Genomic DNA, 19,280 nt, shown 5'->3' with positions numbered 1-19,280 from the left:
GCTCATCACAACCTCCGTGTGCCGAATCGATCCCCTGCGCGAAACACCGATCCGTTCCTCTCGGGAAAGCACTTCCTGCTCAGTGCGGTACCCGGAAATCGGAGAAACGACACACCGGCACACCCCCGTCCCCTCTCATCCGGAGGAACGAAACCGTTCGGAACAATCTTCGTTTCCGGCTCCGAGAACCGAGGGCCACCGCGAGCTGTCGTACCTCGCGGGGCTCGACACTCATTACGGACGATTACCGCGGGGGGAATGCTCCGTCCGCCACCGGAACGATCGTCGGACAGCTCCGAGGGACGACGGCGTTTACGTTCCTGCCGAACGGGGGATGTAAAGCGGCAACGCCATCGACCCACACGGGGGTGCCCAGTGTTGCGGATCGCGCGGCCGACCACGTCCGAGGGAACCTCGAGCGGGTGGGGCGACGTCTTCGCGGCGCTGCGCGGGGCGCTGGAGGCCGGGGAGCTGGAGATTCCGCTGCCCGGCGGCGGCGACACGGCCCGCCGCTGGGCCGCGCTGTGCCGCTACGGGCGGGCCGACCTGGCGCTGGGACGTCTGGTGGAAGGCCACACCGACGCCGTGGCGATCCTGCACGAGTCCGGTGCCAAGCCGGAGCCGGGGGCGTTGTACGGGGTTTGGGCGTCTCGCGCTTCCGGCAAGGGCGCCGTGCTGACCGACAGGCCGGACAGTGGGCCGGTGCTCACCGGCACGATCCCGTTCTGCTCCGGAGCGGGGCAGCTGGACAGGGCGCTGGTCGTGGCACGGCCGGACGGCTCCGCCGGCGCGGCGGACGACGTCGTCATCAAGATCGCGCTGCCGGATGCGCGGATTCGGCCGCTGCCGGACACCTGGCACGCAGCGGGGATGGCCGACTCGCGTTCCTGGGACGTGGAGCTGCACGAAGTTCCCGTGCGGGAGGAGGACCGCGTGGGCCCGCCCGGCTTCTACACCGGGCGACCGGGCTTCCGGCTCGGAGCGATGGGGGTGGCGGCGGTGTGGCTCGGCGGCACGGCGGGTGTCGTGGACCGGGTCGCGGAGCACCTGGCCGCACGTGCTCCCGACGAGCACCAGCTCGCGCATCTGGCGGCGATGCACGTGGCGGTGGAGGCGGTGGACAGCACGCTGGCGACCGCGGCCGAGGCCGTGGACACCTCCGGAACCGGGACGGACCGGGCGATCACCGCTGGAACATGCCGCTCGGCGGCGGAACGCGCCGCGTGCGAAGTGCTGGCACGGGCGCCCCGAGTGACCGGGCCCGGACCGTTGAGCCGCGATGCCGCATTCACCCGGCGGCTGGCCGATCTGGAGGTCTACGTGCGACAGCACCACGCCGAGCGCGAACTGGCCGATCTCGGTAGAAGCCTCCTGTTGGCACGGGCGGGTGAGCGTGCGACGTGAGTACCTACGACCCGCACCCGACGACCTCGGAATCCGAGTGGATGCGCACCGTATCGGGCCTGCCGCCCGGCGTGCCGGAGCTGGGTGGCCGAGTCGTCGTGGTGGCCGCGCACCCCGACGACGAGTGCCTCGCCCTGGGCGGAGTGCTCCAGGAGCTGCGGAGACTGCCCGGCGAGCTCCGGATCGTCGTGGCCACCGACGGCGAGGCCGCTTACCCGGAGTTGAACAAGGCCGACCGCGCGGAGCTGGCACGCACCCGGCGACGCGAACTGCACGCGGCGCTGCGCGTTCACGGGCTGCCCGCCGTGCCGGTGACCTGGCTCGGCCTGCCGGATTCGGAACTGGTCTCGCACGAAGCAGCGCTGGCTGACCGTCTCCGAGCGTTGCTCACCGGCGCCACGGCCACCGTCGCGCCGTGGCCGCGGGACCCGCACCCGGACCACCAGGTGGCGGGGCGTGCCGCGGCGAGGACGAGGCCGCCGCGGAGCCGGATGTGGTCGTATCCGATCTGGATGTGGCACTGGATGCGCCCGAACGAGGAGGTGATCCCGTGGCGACGTGCCGTGCTGCACCGGCTCTCCCCCGCACAGCAGGCCCGCAAGAACGCCGCGCTGGAAGAGTTCGTCTCCCAGCGCGTCCCGCCGCCCGGCGTCGGCGGCGCCGTGCTTCCACCGGAAGTGCTGGCCCACTTCGGACGCGGCGTCGAGGTGCTGTTTCAGGAGCATCCGTGAGCACGCCGTCCAGTCGCTTCGAACAGCTCTACCAGGGCGACCCGGACCCGTGGCGGACGGCGAGCTCCTGGTACGAGTGGCGCAAACGCGCCGTGGCGCTGGCGTGCCTGCCCAAACCGCGCTACACCTCGGCGATCGAGCCGGCCTGCGGCACGGGCGAACTCACCGCCGCGCTCGCCGGGCGCTGCGATCGGCTCGCCGCCTCCGACGCCTCGAGGACCGCCACCGCGCGCGCCCGCCACCGGGTCGCGGACCAGGACCACGTCGAGGTGCGCCGCAGGCGGCTGCCCGACCAGTTCCCGTCCGAGTGCGACTCGGCGGAACTGGTCGTGCTCAGCGAGATCCTCTACTACCTTGCCGAGGACGATGCCGCCGCCGTCCTCGCCGCCTCGGTGCGAGCGCTGCGCCCAGCCGGAGATCTCCTGGCGGTGCACTGGCGGCCACAGGCTCCCGACGCGCCGTCCAACGGCGACAGCGCTCATCAGCGGCTGCGGGAACACCCCGACCTCGACGTCCTCGTTCGTCACACCGAACCGGATTTCCTCGTCGACGTGCTGAGGCGAGCGTGACCCGGCGCATCGAGGCGGTCACCATCGTGGTTCCCGCCCACGACGAACAGGCACTGCTGCCGGAATGCCTGCACAGCCTCGCGGCTGCGCTGCGGTGTCTCAGGACGGAGGTCGGTGCCGTGCGCACCTGCGTGTGCGTGGTGGCCGACCGGTGCGGCGACGCCACCGCGCGGCTGGCGCTGTCCCTCGCGGACCGTTTCGACCGCTTCGAGGTGCTGCCCAACTCGGTACCCTGCGGGCTCGGCGAGCTGCGCAACCGAGGTACCGCGCACGCCCTCCAGTCCCTGCGATCACCGGCTCCGGAGCGGACCTGGATCCTGCACACCGACGCCGATACGGTCGTCCCGACCAGGTGGGCGGTCCAGCACGTCCGCTACGCCCGGAGCGGGGTGCACGCGGTGGCAGGCCGGGCGGTCGTGCGCTGGTGGAGCGGCCCGGTCGTACGGGCACGGCCGAGTTACGAGGCGCTGGTCGCGGAAAAGATCACGGCCGATCACCACCGCCACGTTTACGGCGCCAACCTCGGCGTGCGCGCCGACGCGTTCGTCGACGCCGACGGGTTTCCGCCCCTGTACACCGGCGAGGACCACGGGTTGTGGGCACGGTTGCTGCGGGCAGGCCGGCTCACGCGGCAACCCAACGAGTGCCCGGTGCTGACCAGCGGTCGCACCAGGGGGCGCGCACCCGGTGGCCTGGCGACACTGCTGCACGAGCTGTCGCTGCGCTCCGGCGCGACCGTCGAGTTTGGTCGCCCTTGGTACAGGTAATCCCGCGGTCATGCGCTCACTCTCAGCCATCGACCGGATCGCCGAATGGACGTGGCTGGACAAACCGGCCGGCATGCTGCGTGACGCTGTCTCGCGGACCCTCCGGGGTCGGCGGCTGAAGGACGCGTTGCACGGCGTGTGGCTCGGTCACCCGGTGCACCCCGCCGTGGCGCAAGCCCCGATGGGCGCGTTCGCGTGTGCCGGTGTCGTCGACGCGCTGCCCGGGCGAGGCGTGGGCGAACGGCGGGTGAGCCAGCTTTTGATCAAGCTCGGTCTACTGGCAGGTGTGCCCGCGGCCGTGGCCGGGGCGGCGGATTTCGCCCAGGGCCACGAGGAACAACAACGCACCGGTCTGGTGCACGCGCTCGCCAACACCGCCGCCCTGACCAGCTACCTGCTGTCGCTGCGCTGGCGGGCGACGGGGCGCGAACCCGCGGGGATCGCGGCGGGGTGGACCGGGCTGGGCCTGACCGTGGCAGGCGGCATACTCGGCGGGCACCTGTCGTTCCACCAGGCCACCGGTGTCAATCACGCCGATGCGGTCCCGCACATCGCACCTGACGAGTGGACCGATCTCGGCGAGGTCGCCGACCTGCCCGAGGGCTCTCCGACCCGGCGCATGGCCGGTGAGGTGCCGGTGTTCGTGCTGCGCGACCGCGGTGAACTGTATGTGCTCGCCGACCGCTGCGCCCACGCCTCCGGCCCCCTCAACCAGGGTTCGCTGGCGTGGCCCGACGGGTCACCGTGCGTGGAGTGTCCGTGGCACGGCAGTGTGTTCCGGGTGGCCGACGGTGAGGTCGTGCACGGCCCGGCCACGGCGCCGCAACCCACCTTCCACACCCGCGTCGTGGCCGGTCGTCTGCAGGCGCTCGTCCGCCGAATCCCCGGCGTCCCGGCAGGCGGTTGAGGTCTCAGGGCCCGACGATTCCCATCGGGAGCACACGGCCGGGCAGCTGGGCGAGTCGAACCGCCCCGGCCGGACGAGGAAAAACGAGCCGTTTCCGAAAGTGCGTACTACCGGCAGCCGGGCGAGACTGGTGGAACTGGGGCCGATGGAACTGGGGAGCAAGGGCCGGCGGACCGACAAGACCACGGCGAAACAGCCACCGAGCAACGACATCCTCGCCCTCGTCGCTCTGGTGCACCGGCTGCGAGGCCCTCACCGGACGTATACCGGTACTTCCCAACCACCCAGTCGGCTGTTGCCCAACGGAGGAGAGACTCGATGTTTCGTCATACCCAGCGGATGCAGTTCGAGGCCAAACCCGAACAACCGGACGCGCTGTACGCCAAGAAGCTGCAGGAACTCATCGGGGGAGCCTGGGGCGAGATGACAGTGACCATGCAGTACCTGTTTCAGGGCTGGAACTGCCGGGCACCGGGCAAGTACAAGGACATGATCCTCGACATCGGCACCGAGGAGATGGGCCATGTCGAGATGCTGGCCACGATGGTCGCACGACTGTTGGAAGGCGCCCCGGCCGAGACTACCGCCGGCATGGTCGACCAGGATCCGGTGCTGGCCGCGGTCGTAGGCGGCATGGACCCCGAACACGCCATCGTCGGCGGCGGGGGGCCGCTGCCCGCCGACAGCGTCGGCACACCGTGGAACGGCAAATACATCGTCTCCAGCGGCAATCTGCTGGCGGATTTCCGGGTCAACGTGGCCGCCGAGTCCCAGGGCAGGCTGCAGACCGCGCGGCTGTACAACATGACCGACGACCCCGGCATCAAAGAGATGCTGAAGTTCAACCTGGCCCGCGACACCATGCACCAGCTGCAGTGGCTGGCCGCCATCGAACAGCTCCAGGAAGACGGGCTGGCGGGCACCATCGCCCCCGAGGCTCTGCTGGACGAAGAGAATCAACAGCACAGCCAGACCCTATGGGGCCTCTCGGACGGCACCACCGCCGACCAGGGCAAGTGGGCCTCCGGCACCGCCCCGGACAACCAGCACCAATTCCACTATCTCGACCAGCCCGAACCCCTCGGCGATCTGGCCTCAGCACCACCCCCGGACCCCCAGCTCTACGCCACCAACACCGAAGACCGAGGCATCGCGGGCAAGGCCAAGGACAAGATCAAGGACACTTTCAAAGAATGAAGTCGGACCCGTTACATTGACGCGCTCCGGACCGCACGCCTCACACGGGGGGAAGAAGCACTGATCTGGTGTGCTGAGTCCCTGGCTTGTCGCATGTTCGTGTGATGGGGCGTCGAGGACCGCGCCTGCCTGATCGGGGCCCACCGATACCGCACGGCGGACGTTGAAGGGGTGTGCGTATCGGCGCTCCAGGCGCAGCTGATCGCACCGCGGGCACGGCTCGTGGCGGCCTGCGCTGATGGCGCCTCTGAATGTCTCGGAGACATTGGTGACTTCGAGGCGGGAGTCCTTGGTGCGGCCGCGCGGTGGACGGCCTCGGATGGGAAGACCTGCCGCTGATCAGCGGCTATCCCGCCCCCACCCGCGGCCGCACGAGGGCCGCGTCGGTTCCATTAGAGCAAGCTGCACCCCGACGAAGCTCCTTCGAGCGGAGGTTCCGCCGAGCGAGCACCCCACGATCCGAGCTGAGACTTCGATCAGCTCGCAGGACCGTAACGAGGGAGACGGGGCGGGCGAGGTCCTGTCGGGCGGTGGCTCGGATCAGCGGCGGCGTGCCGGGATTCGGTCCCGGCGCGCCGCCGTGCCGGCTTACTTCATCGCCTGCAGCAGTTGTTCGCAGGCCCGCTCGCAACGGCGGCAGGCCTCGGCGCACAACCGGCAGTGTTCGTGCATCTCGGCATGGCTTTCGCATTCTTTGGCGCAGGTGGCGCAGGACTCGCGGCACGCCTCCAGTTGGCCTTTCGACGTCGGCGCGTCGTAGGCGGTCTGTCGGGACAGGACACGGGTGGTCACCGCGCAGATGTCCGCGCAGTCCAGATCGAGACGCACGCACCGGCGCAGATTCTGCAGGTCGTCTTCGGACAGGCACGCGTCGGCACACGCGGTGCAGGCTTGGGTGCACTCCACGCACGCCTCGATACAGGCACTGAGGACCTCACGATCCACATGACCCGCCCAGGGGTGGGTCTCCAGCAGTTGTTTCGAGTACGGCATACCCTCCTCCTTCCGCGATCAGCCACCGATCGTGGCGATGGCCCCTGCCCGGCCCGGGGCAACTCGAGAACACCCACTCCCTGCCCACCACGAGCGGTGGTCTCGCACGCGGATCCGTGAAGGCCACGCGGGTCCGGGAAGGCGCAACCTCGAACCCCACGAGGAACCACCGAACACGGAGCCAGCCGAGGTGTGGGCGGGTGTGGCCGGAAAACGTCGCCGAGCCACCCACGTGCCGCCGCGGTCCCGGGCCCCCAGCCTCTGTTCGGCGGCGAACTCAGCATGCTCGCGGAGCGGGCGTGACGCAACCGGTGGCTGGACCGGCAGGCGGTGGCGCCGACGGCTCGGGGCCGTCTACGACAACGCACTGCGTCGGTGGCTACGGCGACGAAGAATCACCACGGATCACCCGCATCGGCATCGAACGCAGCCTGGCCCGGCTATCCGGCTATCGACGCCCGACCCGACGCTACGAACGCACAGCCAACCACTTCGCCACCTTTCTCACTCTCATCCGCCACAAGAACGCACCACGTGAGACAAGCTCTTAGTCATGGAACGGCGCTAGCCGTCACATAGCCACGACAGCGGTCTTGCCACCGTCCACGATCAGCGTTCACGCCGTTGATGTAGGACGCCTTGGGCGAGACGAGGAACCGGACTGCGTTCGCGACGTCTTCAGGGGCTCGCCACGTCCGGCAGGCAGCGAGGCGAGATAGGACCCACCCGTACATGTCACGGATGCCCTCGTTCACCGGAGTGAGGATGAAGCCGGGATCGACGGAGTTGACCCCCACCCCTCGGGGACCGTATTCCGCCGTCCACGATTTGGTCATCATGGACAACGCTGCCTTCGAGGCCTGAAAGGCGCACGTGCCCGCAACGGCCATCGAGGTGCTCAAGCTGCCCACGTTGACGATGACCCCTCGGCCCCGGTCCGCCATCGCAGGGGCGAAGGAGCCCGTCAGGATGAACGGCGCCTTCGCGTGTACGTTGCAGGCCGCGTGGTGCACCTCCTCCGGGGTGGATTCTGTCGGCGCGAAGTTGCCGCCGCCGGCGTTGTGCACCAGGACGTCGAGCGGACCCTCGATGGCCTCGTGTATCTGTGCCACCAGACCGCGCGCCGCTGCGGAATCACCGAGGTCAGCAACCAGATCGATCGCACGGCCACCCGCGGCCTCGATGGATCGACGCGTCTCGGCCGCCCGGCCTCGATCGCGTCCCGTGACCATGACCGAGTGCCCATCCTGAGCCGGTCCGAGGGCCGTCGCGTGGCCGATCCCGCTTGTCGAACCAGTCACCAGTGCCCACGAAGAATCCGGTGCGGAGGTCTCCGAGTGGCTGTACTCGCTCAGTACCGCGTCCTCTCACATTCGGGAAGATCATCCGGCGGGCGATCATGTTCGTATCGCTCTGCGCATATTCCGGGCCCCGGAGCGCTTGCGGTTCGGATGCGCAGGGGCTGACATGAGGGGATTCAGCGCAGAGCAAGATTCTTGTCCGGGGCCGTGTGTGCCTCTGCGACCTGACGCAGGGGTCTTCCACCCCGCAGACGCCCGGATTCGGCACACGGACGTGCTCGACGGACTATCGAACGGGGTCACCAACCCGCCGTCGTACACAGTCGCCTTGTTCATACCGATGTCCTGGCACAGGCCTTCGCCCATCTCCGCTCCCGCGCTGTGCAGGCGGGAGGCAGAACCCTCGAGCAAATCGTCTCGAACGGGACGGCTCGACGACACGAACACCTGCCGCTTCAGCCGTGTGATCCGTTGGTGCTTCGTGATGGACGGACGCAACCTCGACTCCCAGAAGGCGAGTCCGACCTCGATGCCGCCCAGCTTCCCCCACAACGCCCTGCCAAGCTCGGCGCCACCGCGGAGGGCGACCGTGGCTCCCCTTCCAGAGCAGAGGTTCGGACATCAAGCCGCGTCGCACAATCGGGCGAGCCTCTGCTGCTCCATCGGGGCAACTTCACCTGGTGCACCGAGTCGAGCGGAGACCGCTGCACGAAGTCCGGGGCGTAGCGGACCGCGGAGTCTTCCCCCCTCGGAGAGGGCGGTACGCAGGCGCGGGTTCGTGGATCCGGTGAGCTGCCTTTGGGTGTCTTCGCTCCGGTAGGTCAGCGGGGTGGTGGGGCCGGTCGGTGAACCCGAGGTCGATGCCCGCCTGCCTTCCTGCCCTGCGTCATCAGGCCGACGAAGTAACCACCCTTTTGGCGCTGCGGGCCCGCTCGACGATCGCCGGTGTCCAGCGGGCCTACCGCAGCCCGAGCGCCATGGACGTGTCCGCTTCCCAACCCGAGGACCAATTCGCGCTTCTGCACGATGCCGTTCCCCTGACTCCTCGAATCGGTCCGATCAGTCCGGAAGGTTCCGTCGGCGCACGAGCGATGATCCCGGCAGCTCGGCGCTCGTCCGCGTTTTCGGGACCGATCCCGCACCACTACCGCTCATCCGACTCCGCCGGCTGCGCAGCAGCGCAGCACCCGCCGGCAGAACCGTGCACGGTACTGATGACCCACCACTTCCGCGTCCTCGATGCTCCGATGAGGAGCAGAAGGACATCATTACGCCTGCAGTACTGGCTGTCAGGATGTGATCCCGTCGAACAGCTTCTCCAGCAGCGTGTCCATGGCCAGCCCCATCCGCTCGGGGGCGGGCTCTCCGAACTGCTTCAACAGTGCGGGTTCCATGGCGGCGCGGCAGAGCCCCGTCCTGTTCTTAGCTGACGAGATTGCCGGGCAACAACGTGCCGATGTGGGAATCATCGCTCCTGGCCGCTCATGTCGCGATCACAGAGCGGTAGGCTGATGTGCTCCGGTGGGTGGCCCGGGGCGTGCAGCATCTCGAGGCCAACATCGCCGATCTCGACGACCTGCCCGGTACGGAGAACCTGGTAGGAATAGCCGAACTCGCCGGCGAATTATCCCCACACCCGGGAACCGGTACGTCCGGTGAGCTCGGTCGGTCCGGAGAAGTAATCGTCGTGGCTGTGCGTATCGGTCACGTGGGAGATGCACATGCCGTGCTGCCGAGCCGCTTCGGTGCAGCCGCTCACGTCCCGGCGCGGGTCGAATACCAGTGCCTGCCGGTCTTCCCGTCACCGATCAGATACGAGGCGTGCCCCAGCGACTGCAGGTAGAACTGCTGAAACAGCACGGCTCACACCACCCTTCCCGGCTGCTCGCCATCAGGGGTGCGCACCGGCAGGCCCTGCTCGGCCCAAGCCTGGATCCCCCCGTCGAGATTGTCGGCGCGATAGCCGTGCCCACCCAGGAACTCGGCCATCTCACCGCTGCGACTGCCGCTGCGACAAACCGTGACCACCGGCTGCTGCTGATCGATCTCGTTAAGCCGATCCGGCAACTCACCCATCGGAATCCACCGCGACCCGGGAATGCGCCCGGCCTGCCACTCCTGCGGCTCCCGCACGTCAATCAACTGCAGCCGCTCCCCCTGCCCAGACACCTCCATCGGCTCCATGGCTCCGCCTCCTTCCGCAGCACTCACGAGACCGTCCGGGACGCAGGAACGCGCCGGTCCGACTCTTCCCGACTCGGCTACCCGATAGCCACTCTCCCTATGCAGAGAGGAACTGTCGCTCGAGCGGTGTTTCCGGCCCGACACGCCGGGCTTGGTTCCGGCGGGATGGGCACGACCTCTGATGCTGTGAGCACACCAGAGCAGGTCGAACCGTCGGGGCGGCAGTTGTCGCCGGAGCGGGCCGCTGCGGCGGCGATGGTGGAGCAGGCTCGGCAGCAGGCCGGTGTGTTCGACAGCCTGCCTCAGGTACTGCTGGTCGAACCAAACGCGGCCGAGGCCGTCGACTGCTCACGGACTCCTCCCCCGTCCGCACCAAAAAATGGGGCTCCGGACAAGAGCATGCCCGGTGGAGCGAGGAGAAACGGACCGAACGCCGCCTGATCACCAATGGCGCAGGCATTCCCGTTACGACGATCCTCAGCAGTGCCAACCGCAACGACATTGCCCGAATTCTGCCGCTGATCGAGACGGCCTCGTCCGTGCACGGGCTACGCGGTCATCCCCGATCGAACCCGAAGCTCTCGTGATCGACCACAACTACGATCACGACTACCGTGCCTACCTACGCCCACAGGGCATCCACTCGTTCATCGGTCGCCGCGAACCCCGCGAGAGCAACCAGGCCGCTCGCCGGTTCGTCGAGCATGCCCCGCGCTACCGCACCGGTTCCGACGGTCGGCCGAAGGCTGGGAACGCCGCGCCGACCTCCATCGCAACTTCCTCACCCTCGCCACCCTCGCCTGCTACAAAGAACTCACCAAATGAGACACTGCCTTAGGTCACCCCACGGGGTGAATCTCACTGCCCCGAATGTGCACCGTGACCTGCTCAGTCACAAGTTCGTGATTGCTCCATGCGGAGGATCCGAGTACGTACACCTGGCTGAGGTACGATCTGCTTTCGCAAGATCACACAGGATAATCCATCCAATGGAGCTGCGAGGAGCGGCGGACATGGTCGGTGGCACCGGGTGTGGATACGTGGAACAGGCTGAGCTGGAGATGCCCCGTTCGTCGATTCAAGTATGAGGCCATGCCACCCGTCCGTTGTACATCGCCGCGTTGAGGACCTTGATGTCTGCACTATTAACCACTACTGGCTGTCTTGAGGACGATGGTCCCGAGGGCTCTTCGGATCAAGCTGCCACGGAGCTGCGGGACCGCATCCTGTGGCTTGCTCTACTGCCGGTGGTGCCCTTACTCGTCGTGCTGGGTGCTGTCACGGCTATGCTCGTGGCCGTCGATCGTTCGCTCCTTGGAGTAGCGCTCGTCCTCTGTGCTTCGGCGATCGCGTCGGCCCTGTTGATCGGTTTCCTCGCCGTCAGGCGGACCAGGAACGGTGTCCGACAACTCCGGCGAAAGCACGAGACGGTCGGAACCGACATGGCCGTCACCTCTGCTGACACGGCCTCTGCTGCCACAATCTCTGCCGCCACGGCCTCTGCTGCCGATGGCCCCTCCTCACCCTCCCACGGCAACGACGCGCTCCAGGCCGCGTTCGCCAAGTTGGCGCGGGGGCTGGAGGCCATGGCCGACCGCGCGATCACCGAAATCGACGAAGCCGAACACCAGGTGGAAGACCCCGATCTTCTCGCGCGCCTGTTCCGCGTGGACCACCTCGTCAACCTGTCTCGCCGCCAGGCGGAAAGTCTGGCCATACTCGGCGGTAAAGCGCCGCAGCGGCAAACACAGGACGACGTGAGCCTCCAGACGGTGTTGCGCTCCGCCGTGGCTGAGATCGAGCACTACTCCCGAGTGAAGATGACCGCGGTGGACGGAATGCTGAAAGGCCCCGCCACCGCCGAGGTGATTCACATGTTGGCGGAGCTGCTGGAAAACGCCACCCAATTCTCCAGCAACAACACTCCCGTGGTGGTGCGGACCGAAACCGTCACTGCCGGCGTGGCCATCGAGATCCAGGACCGTGGTCTTGGTATGACCAGCGATGAGATCCACCGGTACAACCGCCTGCTCGAGGAAGCCGACCGAGTCGAGCTCGACGAGCTTCTCGCGGACGGACGTATCGGGCTGTCGGTGGTCCGAGTCCTCGCGCAGCGCTACAACATCAGGGTCCGCCTGCAGAGCAGCATCTACGGAGGTATGGAAGCGGTCGTCCTGCTGCCGGAGAGCTTGCTCACCACCACGCCCCCGGAACCCGCCCAGCCCGGGCCCGCTGCCCAAGAGCTGACCCCCACGCCGCCACCTGCCAGCGGACCGCCCCCGCAGGTTTCCCGCGCCCCCTCTCCCAGCCGGATGCAATGGACCGGCGAGGTAGCAGATCCGGCTGCCGCCCCCTTGCCCCAAAGACGCGTACCGGCACCACCCGCTCATGAACCGGCGGCGACGCCACCCCCTGCGCGGATCGCTCCCCCTTCGGCGGAGCCGACGAGCTCACCCGAGGGCGGTCAGCGCCATCGGGGTGACGCGTCACAGCTTCCGCAACGCAGGCCCGGCACGGACAACCTTCCGGAGCAGTTGCGGACACGGCGGGAGAACGTCACCCCGATTCCCGGCCACAACACGGGGTTGTTGAGCGCCTTCAGCCACTCCGAGACCGATCAGTCAGCTTCGTCAGAAGATCGGCGAGACCCCTCGACATCCACCTGAAACGCCCCAAGGAGTCGACCGTGACCCAGCCACAGGATCTGACCTGGCTACTCGCGAACCTGGTCAACCAGGTTCCGCACACCAGAAGCGCCCTCTTGCTGTCCACCGACGCGATCCCGCGGTTCTACTACGGTCTGGAGCGCGATGACGCGGACCGGCTGGCTTCCCTGGCCAGTCCGTTGTGCTCGCTGGTTCAGGAAGTGGGCAAATGCTTCGGGGGTGGAGACGGGATGCGCCAAGCCAATGCCGAACTCGGTGACGGCAGTATCCTGGCGATCACGGCCGCCAGCTCAGGCAGCATTCTCGCGGTCCTGGCCGACAGCACGGTCAACGCCGGGGTTCTCAGCTACGAGATGCAGCAGCTCGGCAGGAAGGTGCCCAGCAGTCTGGCCACACCGTCACGCCGCTCCGCTGCGGAGGAGAGTCGGCCGGTATGAACGCGTTCGACGGTCAATCGCCCCGGGAACAGGGGATACGTCCCTACCTGGTCACCAACGGGCGCACCCACCCCAGCGCGGCACTGGACCTGCTGTCCATGGTGCGCAGCACGGGGCAGGTGCCGCACGACGTGCTGGGACCCGAGCACTCCCAGACGTTGCGGCTGTGCCGTTCCCCGACCACGGTCGCCGAGGTAGCAGGACACTTGCGGCAACCCGCGGTGGTCGTCAAAATTCTGCTTTCCGATCTCATCGGCACCGGTGCGGTAACCACTCACGATCCCACCGCGACCGCTGACGTCACCCCGGACCTGATCGAGAAGGTACTCCATGGGCTTAGAAGCCGACTCTGACGCATTCCCCTGGCAGCTCAAAATTCTCATCGCGGGCGGATTCGGTGCCGGGAAAACCACCTTCGTCGGCGCGTCCAGCGAGATCGAGCCGTTGAACACCGAGGAAACCCTCACCACGGCCAGTCTCGCCACGGACAGCGTGGCCGGTGTGGAACGCAAGTCCACCACCACGGTGGCCATGGATTTCGGCCGCATCACCTTCCCCGACGACAACGTCGTGCTGTATCTGTTCGGCACTCCGGGCCAGGATCGCTTCTGGTTCATGTGGGACGAGCTGTCCCGCGGCACAGTCGGTGCGATAGTGCTCGCCGACACGCGTCGACTGCAGGACTGTTTCGGAGCGATCGAGTTTTTCGAGCAACGAGGGATCTACTTCCTCGTTGCCGTCAACGAATTCGACAACGCGATGTACTACACCCCCGACGAGGTGCGGAACGCTCTCGCGCTGCCGCTGAGCGTTCCGCTGGTGATGTGCGATGCCCGCGACTCCCACGCCGCGACGCGAACGCTCATCACGCTGCTCGAACACGTATCGACGACGTCGTCACCGCACCCCATCGGCTGATCTCAGGGAGGACATGATGTCCGACAGCAATATGCGCCTCGTAGGCACACCACCGGATCCGAACGTTCAGCACCGGATGGAACGGTTGCGGGAACTCGGCATCCGGGAAGAACCCGACCCGCAGTTCGATGCCCTGGCGCGCCGGCTCGCCGACACCGCGGGCGCCCCCTACGCGATGGTGAACATCATCAGCGGCCAGCGGCAGTACTTCACCGGGCTGTACACGCGAGCCGAGTCCCAGACCAGTGCCGCGATGGAAGCGGCACAAACGGCCGTGTCACCGGGAAGGGAGATGCCGAAAGACCACGGGTTCTGCCCGCACGTAGTGGCCCGCGGCCTGCCACTCGTCCTCGGCGACGTCTGCTCCTACCCACGGTTCACCAGCAATCCCGTGGTGGATCAGATCGGGATCCGGTCCTACATGGGGGCGCCGCTGATCGACCACACCGGCCTCACACTGGGCACGGTCTGCACCGTCGCACCGGAGACCCAATCATGGGGTCGTCGCGAACTGGAGACGATCAAAGGCTTCGCGACCGAGGTGATGGAGCTGATACACGGCCGCGAACGCCAGTGACGGCCGAGGAGCGCTTCACGTAGCGCTCGTGCGGGAGGGGAAGATCCCGCTCCGGCAGACCCCGGTCGACACCTCGCCCGTCGCGGGCCCGTGTCCGGCGCGGTAGGCGCATACTCGCGGGCACGGGCCCCGACACCGCGGCGGGATCAGCTCGAACGTGGAAAGACACCGAGCTGGGAGGCCAGTCGCTCCGACCACGGGGTACGCGAGTCCCCCAGGGCCGTTTCGGCCAGCCGCAACCGTTGGATGTCGGAGGTGCCGGCGGGAGCGAAGATGTGGTGCGCGTCGCGGAGGTAACGCTCCACCGGGCTGTCGGTACCGAGCCCGTACGCGGCGTGCACCTCCATCGCGGTCCGTGCCGAGTCGAGCGCGTACTCCACGTTGACGAGTTTGGCGTTGATTAACTCCGCGTCACACGGCATGGCGTTGTCCAGCGAGTGCGCGGCGTGATAGGCCGCCAGCCGGGCCGTCATCAGCTGGGACTGCATCTGCCCCAGTTTCTGCTGCACCGTCGGCAGCTGGGACAACGGTTGTCCGTAGCGGTGATGCCGAGCCGCGAAGTCGACGGTCTCCTCCACCAGGGCCCGGTGGATCCCCAGCGCGACAGCGGTCAGGTTGGGCCGCCCGTAGAGGATGCTGGAGCTGTAGGCCACCGCGAGGCCCTGCCCTTCGTCGCCGAGTCGGTTCTCGGCCGGGACGCGGCACTCGTCGAAGACGAGTTCGCCGTAGCTGAATCCGTGCAGCCCCATCGAGGCCTGGTGCTCCCCGAGGGAGAAACCGGGTCGGTCCGATTCCACCAGAAACGCCGACAACCCCCGGGATCCCTCCCCGGTGCGAACCACCACACCGTGCACGTCGCCCACGTGGCTGTTGCCGACGAAGACCTTGCGCCCGTTGAGCACGTAGTCATCACCGTCGCGGCGTGCGCTCGCCGTCATGCCGAGTACGTGGCCGCCGGAGTCGGGCTCGGTGACGGCGATGGTGGGTAAGCAGCGTCCCGCGCTGATCTCCGGAAGCCACCGGTGCTGCTGCTCCGCGTTTCCGAAGTGCAGGAGCTTCGCCACGCCGAGCTGGGATGCCTGCACCATGGCGCCCATCGCTCCGCTGACCCGCGAGAGCTCCTCGATGATGATGGACTTCGCCAGGTGCCCCAGGCCCATGCCACCGTGCTCGGGCCCGATAGTCACTCCGATCCAGCCCTGTTCGGCGATCAGACGGGAGAGCTTGTACTGGACCGACCGAGACTGCTCCATGTCAGGAATCTGCGGACGCACTTCGGTCTCGGCGAAGTGACGCACCTCGTCACGAAGGCGATCGTGGCTCGCAGTGGTGAACAGGCCGTCCATCGAGACTGCAACGCTCATACTTCTCCAATACCCGATCCGGTCTCCGTCGCTGCCCGCCATCCGGGGTGCACGGATGATCAACAGGCTCGCACGGGTGCTCCAGATGAAGTACCACCTTCATGGGGATTGACCCGAGAACTGGCACCACGCGAGGTGTGATATACGCGACTCCCTCCCTCCGGTTTGGACCGACGTGTGACCTCGTCAAGGGGCTGGCCGGGGAGGATGTGATCGCGGTGGGGAGGGTCGGTGGTCCTCGGTGGAGACGATGCGGGCTTCGGAGATGGTGGCGAACGCGTTCGAAGTGGGGCTTCCGAGGGACGTCCACGTGCGACGTCCGCTACCCCGATCGGGGGCAATGACCGGATCGCCGAGTGCGGGCACTTCGACGCGGCTCGTTCGGTGGGGCAGGGCCCTCGTGCTCTGCCCTCGTACTTGTCGTGGCCGAGGTGCTCGCTTCTCTCGGCCTCGTGGCCGGCTTCCATGATCTGCTTGCGCAACCGCTGCAACAGGCCATCAGGTCCGGCCAGATCGACACCATCATCGACGTCTCGCGGGCCAGCCGGTTACTGATGGCCGCGAGCAGGTGGGAGATGAGAAGGTCCCGGCGCACCTGGGCGCGGGCCACGCCGAACTGCTCGGCGACGGCGGCTTCCTCCTGCGGATCGAGCATGGTCAGAGGGCTACACAAAGACGAGCGAGGCTGGCTTGGCGGCGCTGTCCGACTGCCAGTTCATCCAGCAGTCGAGGCCCGCAACGGTCCAACAGATCGTGGGCAGCGGCGCGGGCCTAGTAGGACAGACCACCCAGCTCGGTCCGGGCCGCGAGACCGAGCACCGTCTGTTCGACCGTGGTGACCCCCTGGCCGAGCTCACTGGTGTGGCGTTGCACGTCCAGGGCGGCTACGCGGCGACGAACGAAGAGCACACTGGCCTCACGGTCGGCTACCCGCGACGTCGGCCGGTGCCGAGCGGCAGCCACGACCGCGACCGCCAGCGCGCGGAAACCGCGCATCAGACGCGAACCATCTCGCGGCGGTACAGAATCAGGGTGTTGAGCCGTTTTGCGACCAACCCGTGGTGTGTTTCTCCACTCCGTGCCTAGCGGAACACGCAGGGACTGACGCGATGGTCACTTCAGCAGACATCCCCGACTCCAGGGTGATCATGGTTCACTCTTCGATCACTGCTTACCTTCGGCCGACGCCGATACGGGGGCACGCTCGACACCGGGGCGCGTTGAATGGTCGGGCACGACTCGGTCGATGAGCCAGATCCCCAGCGCGGCGCCGGCGAAGCAGGCACCGGCAACCGAAGCAGCCGTCCACCCCATGCTCTCGTAGAGACTCGACGCTGTGACGGCACCCAGGGCTGATCCCAGTGAGTAGCAGATCATGTAGGCGCCGATGATCCTGCTGCTCGAGTCCGGATCCCGGGCGACGATGAGGTTCTGATTGGTGACGTGCACGGCTTGGACGGCGAAGTCGAGCAGCACCGCGCCGAGAACCACGAGCCACAACGACCATTCGGCCTGTCCGGTGAACCACCAGGAAGCGATCAACACGATCAACGACACCACTGTGACCACACCTGAATACCCGCGATCGGCCCACCGACCGGCCCGTGCCGCACCGAGAGTCCCGGCCAGCCCGGCGAATCCGAACAGACCGATCTGGGCCGGGGAAAGGTGCCAGGGAGCGTTGGCCAGGGGCAGAGCCAGCCCGCTCCAGAGCACACCGAAGGAGGCGAACAGGAAGAACGTGATGAGCGAGCGAGTCCGGAACACCCGGTCGGTCGCTCCGAGAACGAGGATCGAGGCCACCGCGGCCCCGTACGAGCGTGGTGCCCGACTTGATTGATCGTCGGGCAGAACCGTCCAGATCAAGATGGCCATGATCACGGCCATGACGGCCGCGGCCGCGTAGACGGCGCGCCAATTGGCGACGTCGGCGATGAACCCGGCGACGGTGCGGGCCAGGATGATCCCGACCACCACTCCGGAGGTGACGATCCCGATATTCCGGCCACGATGCTCGGGAGGGACTTCGCCGCGGTGTAGGCGACCGCGGTCTGCACGACCACGGCGAAGAGACCGGCGATCGCCACTCCGGCATAGAGGACCGCCGCAGTCGTCGAGAGCGCCGCCACCGTGGTTCCCACCGCGATCAGCAGCAGATGCGCCGGAATGAGCATCCGGCGGTTCAGCCAGTCCCCCAACGGGACGAGCGCGGCGAGGCCGACCAGGTAACCGGCCTGTCCGAGGGCCACCACCCAGCCCACCCGTCCGGTCGAGATCGACAGGTCGGAACCCATGCGCTCAAGCAGGGGCTGTGCGTAGTAGACGTTGGCCACCGACACCCCGCACAACACGGCCAGCAACAGCAGGCGTGGCCGGGTAAGGAGCACAGTGGACGCGGTAGGAGCCGAGGACGGCACCCTCACTCCAATCGGTAGTATTATGAAACCAATCGAAATGTAGCCATAAAGGTAGCAATATGCAACCGAACTACTTGAGGGGTACGTCGTGACCACACCACCCGCTGGGTCAGGACAACCAGCCACGCCCTCCGATGGGTGGTCCGACCCTCCCTGCGCTCTCGCGCGCGCCGTGGACCTCGTCGGAGACAGGTGGAGCCTGCTGATCCTCCGCGACGCCTTCGACGGGACCCGGGCGTTCACCGACTTCCAACGCAACCTCGGCGTCGCCAAGAACATCCTGAGCGACAGGCTCCGCCGGCTCGTCGCCCACGGCGTCCTCGACCGACAGACCGCCGCATCGGGCAAACGACAGGAATACGTCCTCACCCACTCCGGTGAACAACTGTTCACCGCCATGGTGGCCCTACGGCAATGGGGCGAGGCACACGCTTTCGACACCGGCGAGCCTCACTCGGTACTGGTCGACGACGACACCGACACACCGGTACCGACACTGCACCTGCAACGCCCGGACGGCACCACCCTCACCGCCGGGAACACACACGTCCAAAAGCTCAGCTGACGACCGATCTCCCATCGCAGGAGCGTTCAGGTGAAGCCACCTAAGAAATCAGGGCCAAGCTGCCCGTGCCACCGGGACTCACTGGCTGGACGCCGCACCAAGCCCTATCTCGACGGAGAGGATGGTGATCTCCGAGACCGACCACAGCACGATCGAGACAAGTCCGAACACCACGACGACACCCCACCGGCCACCGGGCTCCGGGCGGACTCACCACGCCCCACACCGGGCACCACCGCGGACACGACCGACTCAGCCACGCCGACCACCACCCCGGCGGCCA

General features: G+C 67.4%; 20 protein-coding genes. 13 read left to right on the top strand and 7 right to left on the bottom strand.

Annotated elements, in window-relative coordinates; genetic code table 11:
* Positions 1-378 precede the first annotated feature (378 nt).
* From BLR41_RS10295 to BLR41_RS10270, 6 genes are all read left to right on the top strand, one after another.
* Positions 379-1,404, top strand: a complete 1,026-nt coding sequence (locus BLR41_RS10295; protein ID WP_218120055.1) for an acyl-CoA dehydrogenase family protein — start codon at positions 379-381, stop codon at positions 1,402-1,404.
* Positions 1,401-2,135, top strand: coding sequence for a PIG-L deacetylase family protein (locus BLR41_RS10290; protein WP_092627795.1), 735 nt, complete (start codon positions 1,401-1,403; stop codon positions 2,133-2,135). Before BLR41_RS10295 ends, BLR41_RS10290 begins: the two co-directional genes overlap by 4 nt.
* On the top strand, positions 2,132-2,704 hold the full coding sequence (locus BLR41_RS22850; protein ID WP_176797931.1) for a class I SAM-dependent methyltransferase: 573 nt from the start codon (positions 2,132-2,134) through the stop codon (positions 2,702-2,704). Before BLR41_RS10290 ends, BLR41_RS22850 begins: the two co-directional genes overlap by 4 nt.
* Positions 2,701-3,471 (top strand): glycosyltransferase family 2 protein, encoded by a 771-nt coding sequence (locus BLR41_RS10280; RefSeq protein WP_092627793.1) that lies wholly within the window; start codon positions 2,701-2,703, stop codon positions 3,469-3,471. The genes BLR41_RS22850 and BLR41_RS10280 overlap by 4 nt, the downstream gene beginning before the upstream one ends.
* 10 nt (positions 3,472-3,481) lie before the next feature.
* Positions 3,482-4,378 (top strand): Rieske (2Fe-2S) protein, encoded by an 897-nt coding sequence (locus BLR41_RS10275; protein WP_092627792.1) that lies wholly within the window; start codon positions 3,482-3,484, stop codon positions 4,376-4,378.
* 318 nt (positions 4,379-4,696) lie between these two features.
* Positions 4,697-5,575, top strand: coding sequence for a manganese catalase (locus tag BLR41_RS10270; RefSeq protein ID WP_092627791.1), 879 nt, complete (start codon positions 4,697-4,699; stop codon positions 5,573-5,575).
* Between the two features lie 588 nt (positions 5,576-6,163).
* Here BLR41_RS10270 and BLR41_RS10265 read toward each other — a convergent pair.
* From BLR41_RS10265 to BLR41_RS10255, 3 genes are all read right to left on the bottom strand, one after another.
* On the bottom strand, positions 6,164-6,568 hold the full coding sequence (locus BLR41_RS10265; RefSeq protein ID WP_092627790.1) for a four-helix bundle copper-binding protein: 405 nt from the start codon (positions 6,566-6,568) through the stop codon (positions 6,164-6,166).
* Between the two features lie 551 nt (positions 6,569-7,119).
* Positions 7,120-7,869, bottom strand: a complete 750-nt coding sequence (locus tag BLR41_RS10260; RefSeq protein WP_218120054.1) for an SDR family NAD(P)-dependent oxidoreductase — start codon at positions 7,867-7,869, stop codon at positions 7,120-7,122.
* Between the two features lie 1,863 nt (positions 7,870-9,732).
* Positions 9,733-10,053 carry a rhodanese-like domain-containing protein gene (locus BLR41_RS10255; protein ID WP_092627789.1) on the bottom strand — a complete coding sequence of 107 codons (321 nt, stop codon included), beginning with the start codon at positions 10,051-10,053 and terminating at the stop codon, positions 9,733-9,735.
* A gap of 186 nt (positions 10,054-10,239) precedes the next feature.
* On the opposite strand from BLR41_RS10255, the gene BLR41_RS22465 reads away from it, so the two are divergent.
* From BLR41_RS22465 to BLR41_RS10230, 6 genes are all read left to right on the top strand, one after another.
* On the top strand, positions 10,240-10,494 hold the full coding sequence (locus BLR41_RS22465) for a hypothetical protein (protein ID WP_143013039.1): 255 nt from the start codon (positions 10,240-10,242) through the stop codon (positions 10,492-10,494).
* 1,001 nt (positions 10,495-11,495) lie between these two features.
* Complete coding sequence (locus BLR41_RS10250; RefSeq protein WP_176797930.1) at positions 11,496-12,719, top strand: sensor histidine kinase; 1,224 nt, start codon at positions 11,496-11,498, stop codon at positions 12,717-12,719.
* A gap of 20 nt (positions 12,720-12,739) precedes the next feature.
* Positions 12,740-13,156, top strand: a complete 417-nt coding sequence (locus BLR41_RS10245; protein ID WP_092627787.1) for a roadblock/LC7 domain-containing protein — start codon at positions 12,740-12,742, stop codon at positions 13,154-13,156.
* On the top strand, positions 13,153-13,509 hold the full coding sequence (locus BLR41_RS10240; RefSeq protein ID WP_092627786.1) for a DUF742 domain-containing protein: 357 nt from the start codon (positions 13,153-13,155) through the stop codon (positions 13,507-13,509). The genes BLR41_RS10245 and BLR41_RS10240 overlap by 4 nt, the downstream gene beginning before the upstream one ends.
* Entirely contained in the window at positions 13,487-14,074 is a 588-nt protein-coding gene (locus BLR41_RS10235) for a GTP-binding protein (protein ID WP_092627785.1), read from the top strand. Before BLR41_RS10240 ends, BLR41_RS10235 begins: the two co-directional genes overlap by 23 nt.
* A gap of 16 nt (positions 14,075-14,090) precedes the next feature.
* A complete protein-coding gene (locus BLR41_RS10230) occupies positions 14,091-14,651 on the top strand; it encodes a GAF domain-containing protein (RefSeq protein ID WP_092627784.1) in 561 nt (186 codons plus the stop codon).
* 146 nt (positions 14,652-14,797) lie between these two features.
* Here the strand turns inward: BLR41_RS10230 and BLR41_RS10225 are convergent, their stop codons facing one another.
* The 4 genes from BLR41_RS10225 to BLR41_RS23105 all read right to left on the bottom strand — a co-directional run bounded on the left by BLR41_RS10225 (position 14,798) and on the right by BLR41_RS23105 (position 18,348).
* The gene (locus BLR41_RS10225; RefSeq protein WP_092627783.1) at positions 14,798-15,997 is read right to left on the bottom strand and encodes an acyl-CoA dehydrogenase family protein; all 1,200 of its coding nucleotides are present in this window, start codon (positions 15,995-15,997) and stop codon (positions 14,798-14,800) included.
* 789 nt (positions 15,998-16,786) lie between these two features.
* Positions 16,787-17,011: a hypothetical protein gene (locus BLR41_RS10215; RefSeq protein WP_176797929.1), complete on the bottom strand. Its 225-nt coding sequence runs from the start codon at positions 17,009-17,011 to the stop codon at positions 16,787-16,789.
* A gap of 168 nt (positions 17,012-17,179) precedes the next feature.
* Positions 17,180-17,989, bottom strand: coding sequence for an MFS transporter (locus BLR41_RS10210; protein ID WP_218120052.1), 810 nt, complete (start codon positions 17,987-17,989; stop codon positions 17,180-17,182).
* On the bottom strand, positions 17,893-18,348 hold the full coding sequence (locus BLR41_RS23105; protein WP_218120051.1) for an MFS transporter: 456 nt from the start codon (positions 18,346-18,348) through the stop codon (positions 17,893-17,895). Before BLR41_RS23105 ends, BLR41_RS10210 begins: the two co-directional genes overlap by 97 nt.
* A 256-nt stretch (positions 18,349-18,604) precedes the next feature.
* Between BLR41_RS23105 and BLR41_RS10205 the strand changes: the two genes are divergently transcribed.
* Positions 18,605-18,997 carry a winged helix-turn-helix transcriptional regulator gene (locus BLR41_RS10205; protein ID WP_218120050.1) on the top strand — a complete coding sequence of 131 codons (393 nt, stop codon included), beginning with the start codon at positions 18,605-18,607 and terminating at the stop codon, positions 18,995-18,997.
* Positions 18,998-19,280: the final 283 nt, after the last annotated feature.

This window comes from Actinopolyspora mzabensis, from assembly GCF_900101095.1.
GTDB classification, from domain to species: domain Bacteria; phylum Actinomycetota; class Actinomycetes; order Mycobacteriales; family Pseudonocardiaceae; genus Actinopolyspora; species Actinopolyspora mzabensis.
Note: the sequence above shows the minus strand (reverse complement) of the source record. Positions and strands in the feature narration are given on the sequence as shown.

What these genes read in the sequence shown, in the direction of transcription:
- BLR41_RS10215 (WP_176797929.1), bottom strand. Translation starts at nt 17,011, where the DNA reads ATGCGCGGTTTCCGCGCGCTGGCGGTCGCGGTCGTGGCTGCCGCTCGG.
- BLR41_RS10235 (WP_092627785.1), top strand. Translation starts at nt 13,487, where the DNA reads ATGGGCTTAGAAGCCGACTCTGACGCATTCCCCTGGCAGCTCAAAATT.
- BLR41_RS10230 (WP_092627784.1), top strand. Translation starts at nt 14,091, where the DNA reads ATGTCCGACAGCAATATGCGCCTCGTAGGCACACCACCGGATCCGAAC.
- BLR41_RS10225 (WP_092627783.1), bottom strand. Translation starts at nt 15,997, where the DNA reads ATGGACGGCCTGTTCACCACTGCGAGCCACGATCGCCTTCGTGACGAG.
- BLR41_RS10250 (WP_176797930.1), top strand. Translation starts at nt 11,496, where the DNA reads ATGGCCGTCACCTCTGCTGACACGGCCTCTGCTGCCACAATCTCTGCC.
- BLR41_RS10240 (WP_092627786.1), top strand. Translation starts at nt 13,153, where the DNA reads ATGAACGCGTTCGACGGTCAATCGCCCCGGGAACAGGGGATACGTCCC.
- BLR41_RS10265 (WP_092627790.1), bottom strand. Translation starts at nt 6,568, where the DNA reads ATGCCGTACTCGAAACAACTGCTGGAGACCCACCCCTGGGCGGGTCAT.
- BLR41_RS10270 (WP_092627791.1), top strand. Translation starts at nt 4,697, where the DNA reads ATGTTTCGTCATACCCAGCGGATGCAGTTCGAGGCCAAACCCGAACAA.
- BLR41_RS10275 (WP_092627792.1), top strand. Translation starts at nt 3,482, where the DNA reads ATGCGCTCACTCTCAGCCATCGACCGGATCGCCGAATGGACGTGGCTG.
- BLR41_RS10255 (WP_092627789.1), bottom strand. Translation starts at nt 10,053, where the DNA reads ATGGAGCCGATGGAGGTGTCTGGGCAGGGGGAGCGGCTGCAGTTGATT.